Annotated in this window: 17 protein-coding genes and 2 pseudogenes; 11 read left to right on the top strand and 8 right to left on the bottom strand. The window is 48.0% G+C overall.

The genetic code is table 11. The features are described 5' to 3' along the window. Window positions 1–386: pseudogene (locus KDK19_RS12210) on the top strand (hypothetical protein); the annotation flags it as partial. A 589-nt stretch (window positions 387–975) separates the two neighbouring features. Further along, window positions 976–2,883, top strand: a complete 1,908-nt coding sequence (locus KDK19_RS12205) for a hypothetical protein (protein WP_257292067.1) — start codon at window positions 976–978, stop codon at window positions 2,881–2,883. Window positions 2,884–3,077: 194 nt separating this feature from the next. On the opposite strand, the gene KDK19_RS12200 is transcribed toward KDK19_RS12205, so the two are convergent. From KDK19_RS12200 to nadC, 3 genes are all read right to left on the bottom strand, one after another. Continuing rightward, window positions 3,078–4,760 (bottom strand): helix-hairpin-helix domain-containing protein, encoded by a 1,683-nt coding sequence (locus KDK19_RS12200; RefSeq protein ID WP_257280251.1) that lies wholly within the window; start codon window positions 4,758–4,760, stop codon window positions 3,078–3,080. Between the two features lie 93 nt (window positions 4,761–4,853). Then, complete coding sequence (gene galE / locus KDK19_RS12195) at window positions 4,854–5,870, bottom strand: UDP-glucose 4-epimerase GalE (RefSeq protein ID WP_257280250.1); 1,017 nt, start codon at window positions 5,868–5,870, stop codon at window positions 4,854–4,856. Between the two features lie 17 nt (window positions 5,871–5,887). Then, entirely contained in the window at window positions 5,888–6,766 is an 879-nt protein-coding gene (nadC, locus tag KDK19_RS12190) for a carboxylating nicotinate-nucleotide diphosphorylase (protein ID WP_257252846.1), read from the bottom strand. Window positions 6,767–6,911: 145 nt separating this feature from the next. Here nadC and KDK19_RS12185 point away from each other — a divergent pair, with 145 nt between their 5' ends. The 3 genes from KDK19_RS12185 to KDK19_RS12175 all read left to right on the top strand — a co-directional run bounded on the left by KDK19_RS12185 (window position 6,912) and on the right by KDK19_RS12175 (window position 8,674). Continuing rightward, complete coding sequence (locus tag KDK19_RS12185; protein ID WP_257275176.1) at window positions 6,912–7,418, top strand: hypothetical protein; 507 nt, start codon at window positions 6,912–6,914, stop codon at window positions 7,416–7,418. 34 nt (window positions 7,419–7,452) lie between these two features. Then, a complete protein-coding gene (locus KDK19_RS12180; protein ID WP_257287195.1) occupies window positions 7,453–7,776 on the top strand; it encodes a hypothetical protein in 324 nt (107 codons plus the stop codon). Between the two features lie 382 nt (window positions 7,777–8,158). Continuing rightward, on the top strand, window positions 8,159–8,674 hold the full coding sequence (locus tag KDK19_RS12175; protein ID WP_257292066.1) for a hypothetical protein: 516 nt from the start codon (window positions 8,159–8,161) through the stop codon (window positions 8,672–8,674). Window positions 8,675–8,697: 23 nt separating this feature from the next. Here KDK19_RS12175 and KDK19_RS12170 read toward each other — a convergent pair whose 3' ends face one another. Further along, window positions 8,698–9,615: a 2-dehydropantoate 2-reductase gene (locus KDK19_RS12170; protein ID WP_257252852.1), complete on the bottom strand. Its 918-nt coding sequence runs from the start codon at window positions 9,613–9,615 to the stop codon at window positions 8,698–8,700. 255 nt (window positions 9,616–9,870) lie between these two features. Here KDK19_RS12170 and KDK19_RS12165 point away from each other — a divergent pair, with 255 nt between their 5' ends. Next, window positions 9,871–10,545, top strand: a complete 675-nt coding sequence (locus KDK19_RS12165; protein ID WP_257292065.1) for a hypothetical protein — start codon at window positions 9,871–9,873, stop codon at window positions 10,543–10,545. 18 nt (window positions 10,546–10,563) lie between these two features. Continuing rightward, window positions 10,564–11,814 (top strand): AarF/UbiB family protein, encoded by a 1,251-nt coding sequence (locus KDK19_RS12160; protein ID WP_257292068.1) that lies wholly within the window; start codon window positions 10,564–10,566, stop codon window positions 11,812–11,814. A 51-nt stretch (window positions 11,815–11,865) separates the two neighbouring features. Here KDK19_RS12160 and KDK19_RS12155 read toward each other — a convergent pair. After that, a pseudogene (locus KDK19_RS12155) lies at window positions 11,866–12,359 on the bottom strand (GNAT family N-acetyltransferase). Continuing rightward, complete coding sequence (locus tag KDK19_RS12150; protein WP_257252857.1) at window positions 12,356–12,631, bottom strand: DUF1778 domain-containing protein; 276 nt, start codon at window positions 12,629–12,631, stop codon at window positions 12,356–12,358. The pseudogene KDK19_RS12155 and the gene KDK19_RS12150 overlap by 4 nt, the downstream one beginning before the upstream one ends. Before the next feature lie 257 nt (window positions 12,632–12,888). On the opposite strand from KDK19_RS12150, the gene KDK19_RS12145 reads away from it, so the two are divergent. The 4 genes from KDK19_RS12145 (at window position 12,889) to KDK19_RS12130 (ending at window position 16,718) form a co-directional block, all read left to right on the top strand. Beyond that, window positions 12,889–14,061 carry a MerR family transcriptional regulator gene (locus KDK19_RS12145; protein ID WP_257292064.1) on the top strand — a complete coding sequence of 391 codons (1,173 nt, stop codon included), beginning with the start codon at window positions 12,889–12,891 and terminating at the stop codon, window positions 14,059–14,061. Between the two features lie 47 nt (window positions 14,062–14,108). Continuing rightward, complete coding sequence (locus KDK19_RS12140) at window positions 14,109–14,330, top strand: dodecin (protein WP_257252859.1); 222 nt, start codon at window positions 14,109–14,111, stop codon at window positions 14,328–14,330. Window positions 14,331–14,426: 96 nt separating this feature from the next. Further along, entirely contained in the window at window positions 14,427–14,912 is a 486-nt protein-coding gene (locus KDK19_RS12135; protein ID WP_257252861.1) for a YajQ family cyclic di-GMP-binding protein, read from the top strand. A 240-nt stretch (window positions 14,913–15,152) separates the two neighbouring features. After that, window positions 15,153–16,718, top strand: coding sequence for an MFS transporter (locus KDK19_RS12130; protein WP_257280248.1), 1,566 nt, complete (start codon window positions 15,153–15,155; stop codon window positions 16,716–16,718). 27 nt (window positions 16,719–16,745) lie between these two features. Here the strand turns inward: KDK19_RS12130 and KDK19_RS12125 are convergent, their stop codons facing one another. Together KDK19_RS12125 and KDK19_RS12120 are read right to left on the bottom strand one after the other, a co-directional pair. After that, a complete protein-coding gene (locus KDK19_RS12125; RefSeq protein ID WP_257252864.1) occupies window positions 16,746–16,940 on the bottom strand; it encodes a hypothetical protein in 195 nt (64 codons plus the stop codon). Between the two features lie 3 nt (window positions 16,941–16,943). Then, a complete protein-coding gene (locus KDK19_RS12120; protein WP_257252865.1) occupies window positions 16,944–17,258 on the bottom strand; it encodes an MGMT family protein in 315 nt (104 codons plus the stop codon). Window positions 17,259–17,345 lie beyond the last annotated feature (87 nt).

Here is a 17,345-nt window from a genome sequence, read left to right as displayed (position 1 = left end):
TTGGTATTCTGGCGGCAGTGGCGATTCCCCAGTACCAGAACTATACCCGTAATGCCACTGCTAGCGCTGCTATTCAGGAAGCTAACGCCTATAAAACAGCTATTTCGATCTGTTTACAGTCACACGCATTGGCTGATTGTGATCTTACTGAAAATTCAGTGCCTGGTCCCGCAGGGAAAGTAAGTGCAGGAGCATCAGACAAATCGTCTATTGTAATTACACCTGGAAGTCCATTTGGTAGTCAAACGGTGACTATGTGTCCAGACACTGTAGGAACCAGCTGGCAGGTTTTTTGTACTGGTGCAGCGGGAGCAAATAACTTATGTGCTATAGATGCTGTTCAGAATTATCCCGGTTATACCACTACTATTTCAGCTTGTCCATAATAAAATTTGTCATCAACTAGGCCGGATTAAATCCGGCCTTTTTTCTGTCTGGCGTTTATCTGACGATAAAAGTGACTCCAGAATGAAGCCTGGTTGTAGCTGCTTGCAAATAAAGTCCGTTTTACCTGCAAAAAAGCCCCCCTTTTTTTGATCCCCAATTAACTGAGAATAATACCCTGACCATGCTCGTATTAATTGACAATGTGCCCGAATGAATCGAGATAAATGGCTATTCCCCAATAGCTATGTGCTCTGGACCCGAAAGATATACCCTTTCTATTTTGTAGTTTAAATGCAGTATCCTTAACGGTTGACAAAAGAAAATACCACAACGGTCAAAAAAACTGTGACGTCACCATAGTCGGGGAGGATGGCTGGCAGCAGTCAAGCAGGACGGTCTGCGACTATGCCATAGCCCTGTCGAATCGCAGAAGCGCTTTAATGGGCTTTTAACGGGAAAGCACACTTATTTTCTTGATCTATCCTTCCTTTCTGTAAACCGGAAAGCAGGGATAGAATTATTAAACACTCACTCTTTGTAGCAGCGCTCTTACTGCTATTGTTTTCTGTCAACTGCCAGACCCAACCATTGACAGAACGTTATATTGTCGAGCTTGAGCAGAAAAAAGGTTCTACGAAACAGCGCTTCACTATAATGCGTGACCGGCGTACATTCTCAGGTAACCCGTCAGTCATTGCCTACGCAAACAGTTATACAGAATCAGGCTTGCCACCTGATCACAATCCACACAAATCGGGCGAATACGGGGTTAAAACAACACATATTGAATCGATTTCATGGCAATGGCTCTACAACATCCAGCTGCTGGTGGGTTACGAACTAATCCTGACAACCAAAGGCGCCTCTCTAAAAATCACACCTTATTCGTGGTCACCTGTAGAAATGGCCGTCACTGTCAGTTGGCTTTTACAGAACTATTGGAACCCCGGTTCACCGTCGTTTAACCCGAGTGGACAACAAAAGGCGAGTGAGTTTCATCCGTTTGCCACCATCACTATGATGTTTGGCTCTGGAAATAACCATCAAACCTGTCAGCAACAGGGCCAGCCATCAGAATCGTCCGGCCAGAATGCCACCTTAGCCACAGGCTATTGCACCAGTCTTGTGTGCTCTGACTCTGGAAACGGTAACGGAGACCCTCATCAACATTTGCACAGTTTAGGTTTAAATTGTTTCGTCCAGCCCTGTCACGGCGTTTGTCAATTCCGATCCTCAACCGTTAGCACGGGGTTAGCTCAATCGCCGTTGGATTCTGTAGGAGTTTCGACAGTAGCAACACCCGGACAAAACGCTCCTTTGAATAGCTGCAACTCTTTAGAAGGGGTCGCCTCAGACGGGGTTGCCTCAGACAGGGTTGCCCTGAACTCAGTCGATGCAGGGGAAGCCAGTACAACGGCTCCTGCCGGGAAAGCAACTTGTAACGTGATAGTGGTCGAGGAGGATGGTCAGCTGCGGCAATGCTGGAAAGTCTGCAAGAATGCTCGTGCTCTCTACACACACAAATACATGTACCACAGCGGGCAACAAACCTGTGAATTGCCCGTGTTCGGGGAGGATGGCCATCAGCAGCCATGTGGGAAAGTATTCAAGCATGTCCGATCTCTGTTATGTCACAAAAGCAGATACCATACCGGGCAACGAACCTGTGAGGCCACGGTAGCCGGAGAGGATGGCCAACAGCGACCATGTGGTGTGTCCTGTAAAAATGCCAGAGCCCTGACCGATCACAAAGACAGATACCACAGAAAACAACGAACCTGCGATGTGGCTGCGATCGGGGAAGATGGCCAGCCGCGGCCATGCGGGATGGTCTTCAACGGCCCTAAAGCGCTGTTGGATCACAAAGCAATCTACCACTCAGAGCCACAAACCTGTGACATGACCGTGCTCGGGAAGGATGGCAAACAGCGGCCTTGCGGGACGGTCTGCAAGAATACCCATGCCCTTCACTGTCACAAAAGCATTTACCACAATGGACAAAAGACCTGTGACATCACTGTGGTCGGGGAAGACGGCCATGAGTGGCCATGTGGGAAAACCTTCAAGCATGCCCGATCACTGTCATCTCACAAAATCAGATACCACACCGGGGAACAAACCTGTAAGGCGACAGTGGTCGGTAAAAGTGGCCAGCAGCGACCATGCAGAACGCTCTGCAAGAATGAACAAGCCCTGATAAATCACAAAGACAGGTACCACAGGAGTCCACGAACCTGTGACGTCATCGTGGTCGGGGAAGATAGCCAGCTGTTGCCATGCGGGAGGGTATTCAATGGCCCCAAAGCGTTGTCGGATCACAAAAGAAGCTCCCACAGTGGGCCACAAACCTGTGAGGTGACGGTGACCGGTGATGATAGCCAGCTGCAGCTATGCGGAAAGGTTTGCGACAGTCTCAAAGCCCTGTCGAATCACAAACGAATACATCGAAAACGCAAGCTTGATGACCTGAAATGCAATGATAAAGATAGTCCTTGATCTAGCCACTGCCCTTTCATAAAGATAACAATCAAAAGACACTCTTCATCTAAGTGGGAGCATCAGCGCAGTAATTGTTTTTTAACGGCATGAACCCGTATAAGATTATGATCCTACTGCGGAACGAGACAGCCCGGAAGCCAGAGAGGTTTTTATTGTTGATGCTTTTGAGACTGCTTAAGGCGGAAATACAGTCATGGTCGTCTAAACCATTCAATAGAGTCCCTGATGCTCGGAGCATTTAAATAGCTTTTAGCTCTCCGAGCCTGCTCAACGGACATCAAAGCCACAGCAGCTATTTCCTGAGGCGTAGCATTAAGAATTTTTTTCCAGCTTTTGAAATGGGCTACCAGTTTTTCAGAACGACTTTCTCCCACCTGTGGAATGCTCAAGGCTCTTATCTGGGACTTCAGAGAAGCCATGTGGAGAGTGCCGAGTACCATTAGCAGTTGTTTCGATGAGTGCTCATTTAAGCCTGCCTGTTTCAGATCATATTCAGACATTTTGAAACTATCTGGTAAGCGGCTGATAATTTTATTTAACATCAGTTTTTTAATCAGAGGCTCGTGCAAGAAGGGAATATCCAACCTTGTCCCCAGCCACTTTACTCTTGCCGTCAGCTGTTCTTCACAGCCGGGCTTCAACTCCAGGCAGGAGAAGGCATCGTAACCTGTCGGGTCTGGTGGTGTCGATTGGGTGCGATGCTCCGGTCTCAGAACAACCTGACCAAAAACGGGTGTAGCGGCACCTTTCAGCTGAACAGAAATCTGGTCGCCAATAGCAATATCCTTCCCAGTCAGGTTTTTGATGCTGCCCAGTGATACCTGACGGACTGTCTCCCCTCTGATTGCTACCGGTTCCACCTGAAGTACCGGGGTGATATGGCCGGTTCGTCCCACTCTGAAATCAACGCCCTTAACTTCCGTTACCGCACTGTCTGAAGCGAATTTCCAGGCAATGGCCCAGGCAGGGCTGCGGCTGTCCCAGCCCAGTTTTTTGCGAAGCTCGAGGTTGTCCAGTTTCAGAACAATACCGTCCATCAGGAAGGGTTCTTCACCACTGGGTTTGCTGTAGGTTTGACGGATTTTTTCTATCTCTTTCAGAGTATTCACCAGATCGGTATACCGGGCGGGCAGTTCAAAGCCATAGCTGTATAGGGTGTTAATAACCGTTATGTCGCTCTCAAACGGGCTGTTGACCCAGCGCCAGGGGAAAAACTCGATACTGTCCAGTGAACTAACATCCAGTTCTTTGCGACTGATATGGCCGGAGACAAAATGGCGGGCACTGCTGTAAGTGGAATGTCTGACGGTCTCACTCAAACGGGCAAACAGTTCTCCATGGAGGATAATGTCATTGTATTCCGTTTTCAGCACTTTCGGGATCATGGGCATCTGTTTGACTGCATCTAGAATATTCTCTCCTCTGTCGCCTGTGCCACGGGTGGAAGCGGCTACCAGTTTGCGGTTCTGATAAACCAGCTCAACCGCAACACCATCTATCTTGGGTTGAACCAGAATGCTTTCCTTTCCGGCTTCTTTGAGGAATTTTTTGATGTCGTTAATGTCCCGGGCTTTTTTCAAACTACCCATAAAGGCGCGATGATCGACTTGTCCTTCGGCATTCTCTTCAGCGACAGCGGGGAGTGTCAGTTCTGGAAAACAGTGTTTCAGAGATTGCAGTTGAGCTTTTAGCGCATCGTATTCATGGTCGGTAAGGACCGGAGAGTGCTTGTTGAAGTAGAGATCGTCGTGGTGTTTGATTTCTTTGTGCAGAGCAGTGATCTGCTTTTCAGCCTGCACAGCAGACCAGCTTGGGCAGGCACTCCATGCCGCCACTGGGATGAGCAAAAGTAAGGGTAAAAAAAGGTGTTTCATGATCAGTTTTCCGGGGCGGGTATCGTCTTTTATTGATCGGCAACAAAAGACGAAACTGATCGGGAGGTGGGTCAGAATCAAATGGCTATAAGTTTACGGGTTATAGCCATTGGGATTTTCGGACTGCCAGCGCCAAGCGTCGGTCACCATGTCTTCCAGTCCTCGCTCTGCTTTCCAGCCTAGCTGATTGAGGGCTCTTTCGGGATTGGCATAGCAGGCAGCAATGTCTCCGGAACGGCGAGGTGTGATTTCATAAGGCACATTTTGTCCAGACGCTTTCTCAAACGCTGCAACGATTTCCAGTACGCTACAACCTTTGCCTACGCCGAGGTTCCAGATATGTACGCCTTTGGTTGTACGAAGTTTTTCTATGGCTTTGACATGGCCCAGTGACAGATCCACGACGTGGATATAATCACGAACTCCGGTGCCGTCGACGGTGGGATAGTCGTCACCAAAGACTCGCAGTTTTTCCAGCTTTCCAATGGCCACCTGAGACACATAGGGCATCAGGTTGTTGGGGATGTCATTAGGATCTTCGCCGATACGACCAGAAGGGTGAGCGCCTGCCGGATTAAAGTAACGAAGCAGCGCAATGCTCCAGTCTGTATCTGATTTGAAGAGGTCTCCCAGAACTTCTTCCACCATCAGCTTCGAGCGACCGTACGGATTGGTGGCACTCAGCGGAAAATCTTCCGTGATCGGCAGAGTGGCCGGATCACCATAGACAGTCGCTGACGAGCTGAAAACGATACGTTTAACACGAGCTGCCTGCATGGCCTGACAAAGTACCAAGGTGCCGTACACATTGTTGTCATAGTAATCGAGTGGAATCTCGCAGGACTCTCCTACGGCTTTCAACCCTGCAAAGTGGATGACGGCTTCAAAATCATGCTGTTGAAAGAGAGTGTCCAGCAAGGCTCGATCGCGGATGTCGCCGTTCACAAACTCCAGTGTCTTGCCAGTTATCTCCTGAACCCGGCGCAGAGATTCTTGGTTGCTGTTGCTAAGGTTGTCCAGAACTACTATTTCGTAGCCGTCGTTTAATAATTCCAGGCAGGTATGGCTACCGATATAACCAGCCCCCCCTGTGACCAGAATTTTACTCATGCTCTGTGGCTTCCTGTTCAGATCTCTGTGATATCAACCAGTCTCATGGAAAGGTCAACGGACTCAATGTCTTTGGTGAGCGTTCCGATAGAAATAAAGTCGACGCCGGTCGCTGCGATCATCGGCAGGCGCTCCTCGGTGATTCCTCCGGAAGCTTCCAGTCCGGGCTGAGGCGCTGGCAGAGTTTTGTTCAACTCAACGGTCTCACGCAGTGTTTCCAGAGGGAAGTTGTCCAGCATGATAATGTCGGCACCAGCGCTTCTTGCCCGTCGGAACTCCTCCATGTTCTCGACTTCCACTTCTACGGGTTTGCCCGGAGCCATGGTTCGGGCGGTGTCGACTGCCTGCTCAATACCCCCGCAGGCGGCAATATGGTTTTCCTTGATCAGGAAGGCATCATAAAGTCCGATTCGGTGATTGTGGCATCCGCCTGCCTTGACGGCGTACTTTTGGGCAAGACGAAGACCGGGCAGGGTTTTGCGGGTGTCCAGCAGTCGAACGTCTGTCTCTTTGACCTGACTGGCATAGTGATAACAGCGGGTAGCGGTGCCGGAAAGGGTCTGAAGGAAATTCATGGCAGCACGTTCACCGGTCAACAGGCTTCTGGCAGGGCCTTCCATGTAAACCAGAACCTGATCCGCTGCAACACGTTCACCTTCCTTAACCTGCCAGTTCAGATTGACCGATGAATCGATCTGTCTGAACACTTCATCAAACCAGGGGCGTCCGGCAATAACGGCAGGCTCACGGCATAGGATACGGGCTTTGGCCATTTGCCCGGCAGGAATCAGAGAGGCCGTAATGTCACCTGAACCGATATCCTCTTCCAGAGCATGGCGAACATTGCGCTGGATAGTGTCGATCAGGTCGGAGGTGAGATTGTCATGGGGCTGCATGTTGAGTCTACTTATGTTTTACCGGGAATGATGAAAAATTGGCTGGGATTATAAACAACTTGATGTCTTTGGTCTTGCCGATTGCAATAGCCTGTCTTGATCTATAATTGTAATCCCTTTTAAAACACAGTGGCAGGCACATAGTATGTTCATCATCAGGTTCTTTGCCTGTGCCCTTCTTGCTCTGGTCATCTCCTGCTCTCAGGCATGGGCCGGGACCACACAAATTGACTCCTACCCAGCCCTCAGGGACGCTCTTGAACAGGGAGAAGTGCCTATTATCGGTGTGATTGATTTTGCTCAGTGCACGAGTAAGTCGCAAAAGACTCTGGATTTTCGGGGAAAAGAGATCACTATTTTCAAACGAAACGCCATCTACGAAGACGGCACGGTGAGTATGCTAACCACCTACAAAGTGAATACGCTTATGGATGAAAGCAAGTGGGCCAGTCGTCTGCCAGACCGGACAGAAGACATGCCAGTCTGGATAGAGTGGCAGAGTGGCTACGACCTTTCCAGTCAGGATGATAAGGAATTTAAAGTCAAGTTTATTGCAGCGGATGCAAAGACCGGAAAGACCCTCATAACCGGAGACTACAGGTGCCCACTGGGATCGGCTATTAAGTTATGGCGTACACCTCACGGTCTTTGAGATCTCATATAAAACACAGCAACAGGCAGAAAACATGTGCATTGTCAGGTTGGTCGCCTGTGCTTTTCTTACTCTGGTTATCTTTTTTTCTGAGGCGTGGGCCGGGAACACACAAATTGAATCCTACTCAGCGCTCAAGAGTGCTCTTGGGCAGGGGAAAGTGCCTGTTAACGGCCTGATTGATATGGAACAGTGTCAGAATAAGTGGCCATTATCACTGAATTCCAGAGGAAAAAAGATGATTGTTTTTAAACAGAACACCATTAATGAAGATGGCTCAATAGTGATGTTAACGAGCTATAAAGTGAGTATGCATTTAATGAACTCAAGCTTGCCAATCCTCCGCCAGAGTGGGTAGGGCAAGTCTGGATAGAGGGGCAAAGTGCCTTCACTCTTTCCGAGGAGGATGATGGCCAATTTAATATAAAGTTTATTGCGACAGATACAAATACCGGAGCGATCCTGAGGGCAGGTCAATACAGGTGCCAACTGGGATCGGCTGTTAAGTTATGGCGAACACCTCACGGTCATCAGGGCGTCGGCAGTTTTTATGGTTACTGGGTGCTGAGTTCTGTCATTTCTCTCATTGGTGGCTGGTTAGCCGGTGTTTTTACCACCGGTTTTTCAGCCAGCTCAATCAGATAGCCGTAAAATAGATATCTTTGGTCTTGCCGAATGCAATGGCGCATCATCACCTATAATGGAGATTTCTTTCAAAACGCAACAACAAGCAAAAACACATGTATATTTTCAGGCTGATCACCTGTGCTTTTCTCACAGTGGTTATCATCTGTTCCAAGGCATGGGCATGGGCATGGGCCGGGGCCACACAAATTGAATCCTACTCATCGCTCAAGAGTGCTCTTGAGCAAGGAGAACTGTCTGTTACCGGTGTGATTGATCTCGACCAGTGTACGGATAAGTGGCCATTATTTCAGAGTCTCAAAGGAAAAAAGATGACTGTTTTTAAACAAAACAACATTAATGAAGATGGCTCAATAGTGATGTCAACGAGTTATAAAGTGAGTACGCATTTAGTGCTCGGACTCAGGGATGTCCCTCCTGAGCCGGAATGGGTAGTGCCAGCCTGGACAGAATGGCAAATTGTCTACACCCTTTCCGAGGAGGATGATGGACAATTTAAAATAAAGTCTATTGCAACGGATGCAAAAACCGGAGTTATTCTCAGATTTGCTCACTACCGGTGCCAACTGGGATCGGCTATCAGGTTATGGCACTCGCCTCACGGTCGATGAGGTAATGGCGTTTTTATTTCCGACTACCGGATGCTGAGTTCTGCCAACTCTCTCATCAATGCCCGATTGACAGGTGTCTCCACCCCCAGCTTTTCGGCCTGCTCAATCAGATAGCCGTTGATAAAAGCCAGCTCGGTTTTTCGACCCTGTCGGACATCCATGCAGGTGGAGGAGTGATTCATCGCAGTATCCCGACAGACTTGCCTGACTAACTCAGAAAGGTTTCCTGAACCGGGAATACCGGCCGATTGCCTCACCTGCATCACTTCTTCAGCCAAGGCTGCCAGACGCTGTTGACGTTCTTCAGTGTTCAGAAGTTCACCATTCCTGCAATCATACAAGGCAGTAAGACCGTTGATGGCACAATTGACCGCCAGCTTATCCCAGAGCTTTTGTTCAATCTTATGGGTAAACTGAATATCGATTGGCAGTTTTTCCAGAGCCTCTTTGAAAGCGTGCCAGACAGATTCGTCAGGGTTCTGAACGACAGGACCGACCCAGGTTGATCCACGACCGGCATGGCAGACATGCAGAAAGTCTTTCATCCATGCCCCTTCTGTCGTCGATGCGGCCCATATGGTTTGTGAGCTGAAATGTTGTGCTACCGCTTGCTGGCTTCCCATACCGTTCTGCATTACTAGTATCTGACATTGGTCTGATAAATGATCAGCCAGTGAGAGAACCGCAGCTTCAGCATCCTGAGCTTTTGTGCAGACCATTAAATGTGTGATCGAGTCAGTGAGAGATTCGGGAGAATCCACTTTGATGGGGTAGTGTTGAGTGGTGCCATCCAGTTCATCAATGGTTAGAACAGGCTGGGCAGCATTGAGCGAGCGCAACCTTTGTTCACGAACAAGCAGGGTGGGTTTCATTCCGGCCTTGAGGAGATGAGCTGTCCACAGGCAGCCCATACTGCCAGCACCGATGATATGCCAGGTCACTTCTTGGCTCACTCTGGTTGAGATAATCCGCGCGAGTTTAAACAGTCAAAGATGATATGTGAATATTGAGTGTCGCCTGCGGAGTAAGTCGGTCTCTATTTGTTCTCGACCACTCAATTTTTCTTGACCTGTTTACCGCTGTGTCAATTCAACATTGAAAAAGGCAAAAAATAACAAGAATTAAAAATGAACTTCTTCGATTCGTTCAAGTCAAAAATAGCAGGTAAACAATATGGATGAGCCAAGGAGAATGATATGGATGTTTCCAATAATACCGGAGGAGTGACCAGCACCGGTGTTTACAGCAGGGTGTCTGATATTACTGCTTCCACCAGTGCATCATCAAAAAGCACTGTCACCGCCATTAATCCCGATAAGCAATTGCAACCGGCGCATGAATACCCTGCAGCCGATCACTCCAGAGCGGGTGAAACCCTGGTTTTCAGGACGATATCTCAGGCGGCTAGCTCAGTGACACAAGGACTCACCCGCTCCCTTAAAAGGACATCACGTGTTCTTGGGTTGGCTTATAGTGGCTGCACTACACTGGCGAAGGTGGCTTGTTATCGTTCTCCTGAACCAATTGCTCAGTTTTTTCATAAACATGGCGGGCTGTGCGGCAAAATAGGCCAATACGTAGCTGCAACACAGGCACCGGCTGAGTATTTCAAATCATATCAAGATCTTCATAACTACACGACTGAAATAATCAAAGTCGCAAGCCAGTATTCGGCAGGCAAGGTTGATCCTGAGGTAATCAGGAAAATTATCGAGCACAATCTGGTTAATGTCGGACTGCTTTCTGAAGATGCCAAGTTGGAACGATCAGGCACAGTTGATAATGACAGCGGTAGCCAGTTCATAGCTAACAGTGCCGTTTCAGCAGTACCTGTACGGCATGTTGAAACACTTGGGCGTGGGACTGTTTGACAGGTCGATAAGTTCAATATTGGTGGAAGAGATTTTGCTGTTAAATCTTTATCACCTGAGTTGGCAGAAAAAATTAACATTGATGTTTCGATGATGATCAGCCTGTTTTCTACCCTCCATGACTGGGGTTTTATCTCTAAGATATGCTTTGACGACATATCCAGTGCATTCAAGAATTTTAGTAATGAGTGTGATTTATCACGGGAACTTACGTTTACCGAAAAAGCGTCTGAGGCATTAAAAGATTTGACAGAAACCAGGCAGTATCAGGTAAGTACCGGTTCAGGCCATCAGGTGCCGGTTCAGTTCAGGGTACCTGAGGTGTCTGTACCTTTATCCCGTCCTGATGCCCTTGTGATGGAGTATATTGATGGCTGTTCTCTTGATCGGGCAGACGCGTTAAGGGAAAGGCTCACTTCGTGGCAGCCGGACTGGAAAGAGGGTGGAAGGTTAAGTGAAGCGGAAATAAATACTATTATCGTCGGCATTCATAAACTTGTGCTAGAGGTTTATTTGGATTTAGTCAGTGAATCCTGTTTTTTAAACACCGATTTCCAAACGGGCAATTTCATGATGAAACTGGAGAGCGATCGTATCAGTATTTATTGTATTGATCACGCCAACAGTAGCGCCAATAACGATATTTTGCGCATAGTGAAAGACCCTGTTTATTATTCACTTGTTACAGGACTGTTCTTGTTATTTCATAACCGTGCTAACGGGAATGGCCTGGGTGAGGAGCCAGATGTCCCCAGTCCAATGGATACAACCGACGAAGTTGACATCCGGGATCTGGTTTGCACGGCAATATCCCCGAAAATACTGGAACGTTTAGAAAAATCTATTGAAACTCATCGTAGGGGCTTTGGATCGGATATCATACCCCCCATTGATGAATTACAAAAATTTCAGGAAGAAGCTACCGTTGGAGAAATTTGCAGTCAGATTTATCATTGGTTAAAAGACAACTCGGACCATTCTGATACGGAGGGGCCTTTCCAATCAGAGGCTGCGTTTGTCGAGCCATTGACGCGATTTTTGATCCGGCTTGCCATGGAACATGAGGAGCAAGATATGCAGAAGGCTGACATGGCAACCTTGCACAAAGTTGTCACTGTTCCTTTTGACAAATTTGTTCAAAGTCTGGGTTTTCAGACCAGTCCGGTCAATCCTTTATTACTGCGGGTTGGGTGGCAATTATCTGCATATCGTCAGTATATAAGGCAACTGGAGTCGCTAATGGATAACTGGGAGTATTACCGAGAATAGCGAGCTATTTGATGAACAAAGGCGGGGAGTGTCACTGAATAGTTGCAATGATTATTGCAGGCTGGCTCTGATCTCTTTAATGGTGATAAACAATTTGTCTGGATTATTAATAAAAGGTGTGAAACCAAATTTCTCATAAAAAGCAGCTATGCCGGATTTGGCATCTACGACAACCAATGGGAATCCGACAGTATCTCTGGCTTGTAGTAATTTATGCAAAGCGTCAATTAACAACCACTCTCCATAACCCTGCCCGGAGTAGTATTTGTTGATGACTAAGCGGGCAATCAGCCCTGCCGAACCGGCGCTACTGTGTTTTTTTGCAGTCTGGCAGGCAGAGCCTGCAAGTCCAGTGGAATCATGGTCAGCGTGTAATGCCCGATAATGGTTTCTGGACAATCTGAGTCCTCCAGCACAAAGGTTCGGGTATTGTCATTCCCTGCCTGCTGCCTCGCCATCATTTGAAGATAATTGTTCAGGGCAGAAACACCGCAATCAAAGCCTTGACGGTCGTGTTTGCTCTTATCGAGAATTAAAGTTTTCATTTATTCCCTGTCTTTTTATAACGCTGGGCCGCCTGCTTAAGTCGAGGATTGGGTTTTAAATCTTTATCCAGAGCCTGCACAAGTAACAGAGCATCTTGCTGGCTCAGTTTCAGGGATCGCTCGCTGTCCATGATCTGTTTGGCCTTCTCAATAGCAGCGGACAGTACAAAGGAATTAATGCTGGAAACACCGATAATAGCCGCAGCCTCAGCCAGTAGTTCTTTTGTATCTGTATCAATACGGGTGGTGATTCTGGGTAGTGATGTTGCCATAAATCCTCCTTGTTATGTGTCATAATGGCAAATAGAGTATTTTTCAATCTTTTTTGAAAATCAAACATATGTGGAGAAATTGTTGTGTCGAACTTCAGCGTAAGACCTCCACTGAACTAGACGTTGATGACACTTTACAGGCTTTCGGCATCTTGGGATTGGTCTCTGTTTATTTCCGGGCGTTCAATTTTCCTTGACCTGTCTACAGCTTTATAGCTTAAAGTTCCTCCCTGTTGATGATTTGAGGATACTTCAGTGTGTACCGAATTTCTGAATTAGCCGCCGCTGTCGGGCTTTCACGCACTGCGCTTCTTTACTACGAGAAACAGCAGCTTATTTCAGGTAAGAGGCTTGAAAATGGCTACCGTTTCTACAGCGATGAAGACCTGCAAAGAGTCCGCCTGATTCAGCAACTGCAAGCGGGAGGGCTGACTTTGAAAGAGTGCAAAGTTTGCCTTGAAGAAAAGATAGACAAAGATTTGTTACGAAATCGCTTAAGGCAGCTTGATGAAGACATTGCATTGAAGCAGCAATCACGAGCGTTGCTGGCAGCCATGCTGGGTGAAGGTGATCTCAGAACCTGGCATGAAGACCTCGAAAGGGTGGCTCCGGATGCTCATCTTAACTGGCTGGTGAAGCAGGGTTTTACTGAGAAAGAAGCCCTCAGATTAAAATGGTTATCAAAAGACATGAATGATCACGAAACCTATATGAACGACTTTATGAAAGTTTATGAGACGCTGGAACGTTGGGGGCCAGGCAATGAAAAAGACACACTGAAAGCCTTGTCTCTGCTGCCTGAAGCCCCTGCTGATATTCTGGAGATTGGTTGTGGCACAGGTCTGTCAACCAAGTTGTTGATAGACAATACCGACGCAAACATCACTGCAATAGATAACGAACCGTCAGCACTGGCTCGATTGGAAGAACGTTTTGAGGAACAGGATATTTCCGGAAGGCTTTCCAGTATCTGCGTCAGCATGACTGAATTGCCCTTCGAGAAAGAAAGCTTTGATCTCATCTGGTCAGAAGGCAGTGCTTACATCATGGGGGTTCAAAAAGCACTGACTCAGTGGCGGCCGCTTCTTCAGCCCGGTGGCTACATGATGTTAAGCGACCTGGTCTGGCTGACAGATCAGCCAGACAAAGAAGCGATGGCGTTCTGGGAGCAGTCCTATCCTGATATTCAGACGATTAGCACTCGTCTGAAACAAATGGATGCTGCCGGGTATGATGTAGTCGACCACTTTTCTCTCAGCAGGGAGTCGTGGGATAACTACTCTGAACCACTGAAAAAACGAATCCATGATTTGTCATCAGATATGTCTGAATCAGAAGCGTTGAAGGATATCGAGAGTGAGCTGGATATCTACAGTAAATTCTTGGGGCAGTTCGGCTATCAAATGTTTGTTCTTGCCAAGCGCGATTAAAAGGATGTCTATACTACCTCTACGTTCCAACGTCGTGGAGAGTACTTATGTCACACATCTATAAAATTCTGGAAGTGGTAGGCAGCTCAACCGTCAGCAGCGACGATGCCATACGCAATGCTATTGCCACTGCCAGTGTCACTCTGAATCACCTGGGCTGGTACGAAGTGGTGGAGCATCGGGGTCATATTGAGGATGGTGAGATCGCACATTTTCAGGTGACCGTGAGAATTGGTTTCAGGCTGGAAGACCGTGGTAAAGCGTCTTGATTGCCATACCCGTTGTAACGGGGGCTTGCCATTCAGCAGGGATTCTCGGATACAATAGTCATCTACTTTCAGAGTTTGTTGATTGGAAAATCCCTCATGCCTTCATTTGATATTGTTTCAGAAGTGGATATGCACGAGCTGACCAATGCGGTCGATCAGGCGAACCGCGAGCTGACCACCCGTTATGATTTCAGAGGGGTTGAAGCCAGCTTTGAAAAGAGCGGTGAAAACCAGATTGTGATGACAGCCGATGCTGACTTCCAGCTGGTGCAGATGGTTGAAATGCTGAAAACCAAAATGGTCAAACGGGGCATTGATGTTAAATGCCTGGAAGTGAAAGACCATTATGGTTCTGGCAAGCAGGTTAAACAGGATGTCGTGGTTCGTCAGGGGCTGGATAAAGAGCAGGCCAGGAAAATCGTCAAGATGATCAAGGATGCCAAGCTCAAGGTACAGCCTGCCATTCAGGGCGAGCAGGTTCGCGTCTCTGGCAAGAAGCGTGATGATCTTCAGAGCGCTATTGCTTTGCTGAGAGAAGCGGACACCGAGATGCCTCTTCAATACAATAACTTCAGAGACTGATCCTGACAGGAGAGGCTCGCCTCTCCTGTTGAGCAACATCCAGACGAAAAAAATGTTCCCCGGCATGTTCAGGTGTGCTTTGATTAAAACTTCCCGGGAGTTCTGCGACATAAACTCAGTTCAATAGATTCGACCACTGGAAGGCACAATCATTATGTTGATATTATCGGGACAGTTTTCCACCAAGAGTTCAACGAAGAACACTATAAAAACCGTCAAAAGCACACCCGGAGGAGCAGAATGCAACTAATGAACGCTTCTACCCGTTCCTGGGGAGAGGCATGGAAGAGTTTCAGGCATCCTAGGGTAATCAGTGCTCTGTTTCTTGGCTTTTCAGCAGGCCTTCCCATATTACTCATATTCAGTAGCCTGTCTATCTGGTTGCGGGAGGCGGGTGTTGAACGCAGCATGGTGACTTTCTTCAGCTGGGCTGCCCTGGGTTATTCATTCAAGTTTGTTTGGGCCCCATTGGTTGACCGGGTTCCCCTGCCATGGTTGACAAAAAGTCTCGGGCGCCGAAGAGCCTGGCTGTTACTTGCCCAGTTTGCGGTGATGGCTGCTCTTTTATTTATGGCGAGTCATGATCCCATCTATGGATTGACCTGGGTTGCAGTAGGGGCAGTGATGCTGGGGTTCTCATCGGCCACACAAGATATAGTCATTGATGCCTATCGTATAGAAGCTGCGGAGAGCGATCTTCAGGCCATGATGTCTTCCGCTTACATTGCAGGCTATAGAGTCGGTATGATAGTAGCCGGGGCAGGCAGTCTGGCATTGGCCAGCTGGTTTTCAGGTGGCGACGAATCCGTTTACCACTATGAGGCCTGGGCTTCTGTTTATCGTTGTATGGCGGCGTTCATGCTGGTAGGGGTTGCCACCACACTATTGATTTCAGAGCCTGAAAACAATCAGTCAGCCTTCTCTGAACAATACGGTACCCGTGACTATGTTCGTTTTCTGGGGTTGTTTGTAGTGGCAGCAGGCGCTTTTGTGGCAGGCTTTACATTGACCCCTGAGATAGCTTCCCAGTTGAAAACGACGCTGGTGGATGGCGGGCTTTCTGCACATGTTGCAGGATTCTTTTCTGAATCCTTCCGGTTGCTGTTCAGTGTCGCTCTGGGTGGAGGGTCTGCCTGGTTGATGATCAGCCTGAACGTAGCACCCAGGGGGATGGTCAGAGAAACTTACGTCACACCATTTACTGACTTCTTTGCGCGTTATGGAAAACTGGCGATCTATATTTTGCTGCTGGTTGGCACTTATCGGATTGCTGATATTGTGATGGGAGCCGTTGCCAATGTGTTTTACAAGGACATGGGGTATAGCAAGGAACAGATAGCCGCTATCACCAAAACCTTTGGTTTGTTGATGACCATTGCCGGTGGTTTTCTGGGCGGGCTATTAGCCCTTCGCTACGGTGTGATGAAAATCCTCTGGATCGGTGGGCTACTGGCTGCTGTCAGTAACCTGCTGTTTTCCATGCTGGCACAAATGGAACCTGAAACCTGGATACTTGCTGTGGTCATTGCAGCTGATAATCTCAGCGCCGGTATTGCTTCTGCTGCCTTTGTGGCTTTCCTCTCCAGTCTGACGAACCGGGCATTCACAGCGATGCAGTACGCAGTCTTCAGTTCACTGATGACACTGGTACCCAAACTGATGGCAGGCTACTCCGGCAGCGTCGTGGATGCGGTGAACTACCCCATCTTTTTTGCAGGCTCCGCTATTCTTGGATTGCCAGTGTTGCTGTTAATCACTTATTTACAGAAGCTGATGGAGCAGTCTGAGGAGGCTGCTCCCGATTGACGAGGCGGGCAAAAAAGCCCGCTAACTCTATCTTTTGATCTCGGCGATCAGTTTTGCTTGCCACTGCCCCTTTTCCTGTTCTGGAAGCTTGCCGAGAGAATCCCTGCAAACATGCACCATTGCCTGGAGAATGGTTTCAGGTTGATAGTTAAGGTTTTCCAACTGGCGAATAATTTCAATCGCCAGGGCAATGTCTTCAGGGTGCTGATCCAGGTCGTTCAAGATTTACTCTCCACTCCATTGAAATAGCTTCAGATTGACTTTGCCATTGAGCAAAGTGATACCTTCTGATTCAAGCAAGGATTGCTGTTGTTGATACTTGGCGCTGGACACTGGAAACGAAATTTGTCCTTTGCTGTTGATGACTCTGTGCCAGGGAAGTCCGGAACCTGAAGGCAGTTGCTTTAGAATGTTACCGACTACCCGGGCATAGCCTGGTGCACCGGCCATGTTGGCCAGTTGTCCATAGGTGACCACGCTACCCTCGGGTATTTTGGTCAGGATGAGCCAGATATCGGATGGACTGAACGGTGCTTGCAAGCCAAGTCTCCAGGCTGATTTTATAAAGCAGTCATCTAGCAGCCTGTCGGACTTAAGGCTGTCCTACTGCGGTTGCAATAAATTGGT

Source organism: Endozoicomonas sp. ONNA1, assembly GCF_024606325.1.
Taxonomy (GTDB): domain Bacteria; phylum Pseudomonadota; class Gammaproteobacteria; order Pseudomonadales; family Endozoicomonadaceae; genus Endozoicomonas_A.
Note: the sequence above shows the minus strand (reverse complement) of the source record. Positions and strands in the feature narration are given on the sequence as shown.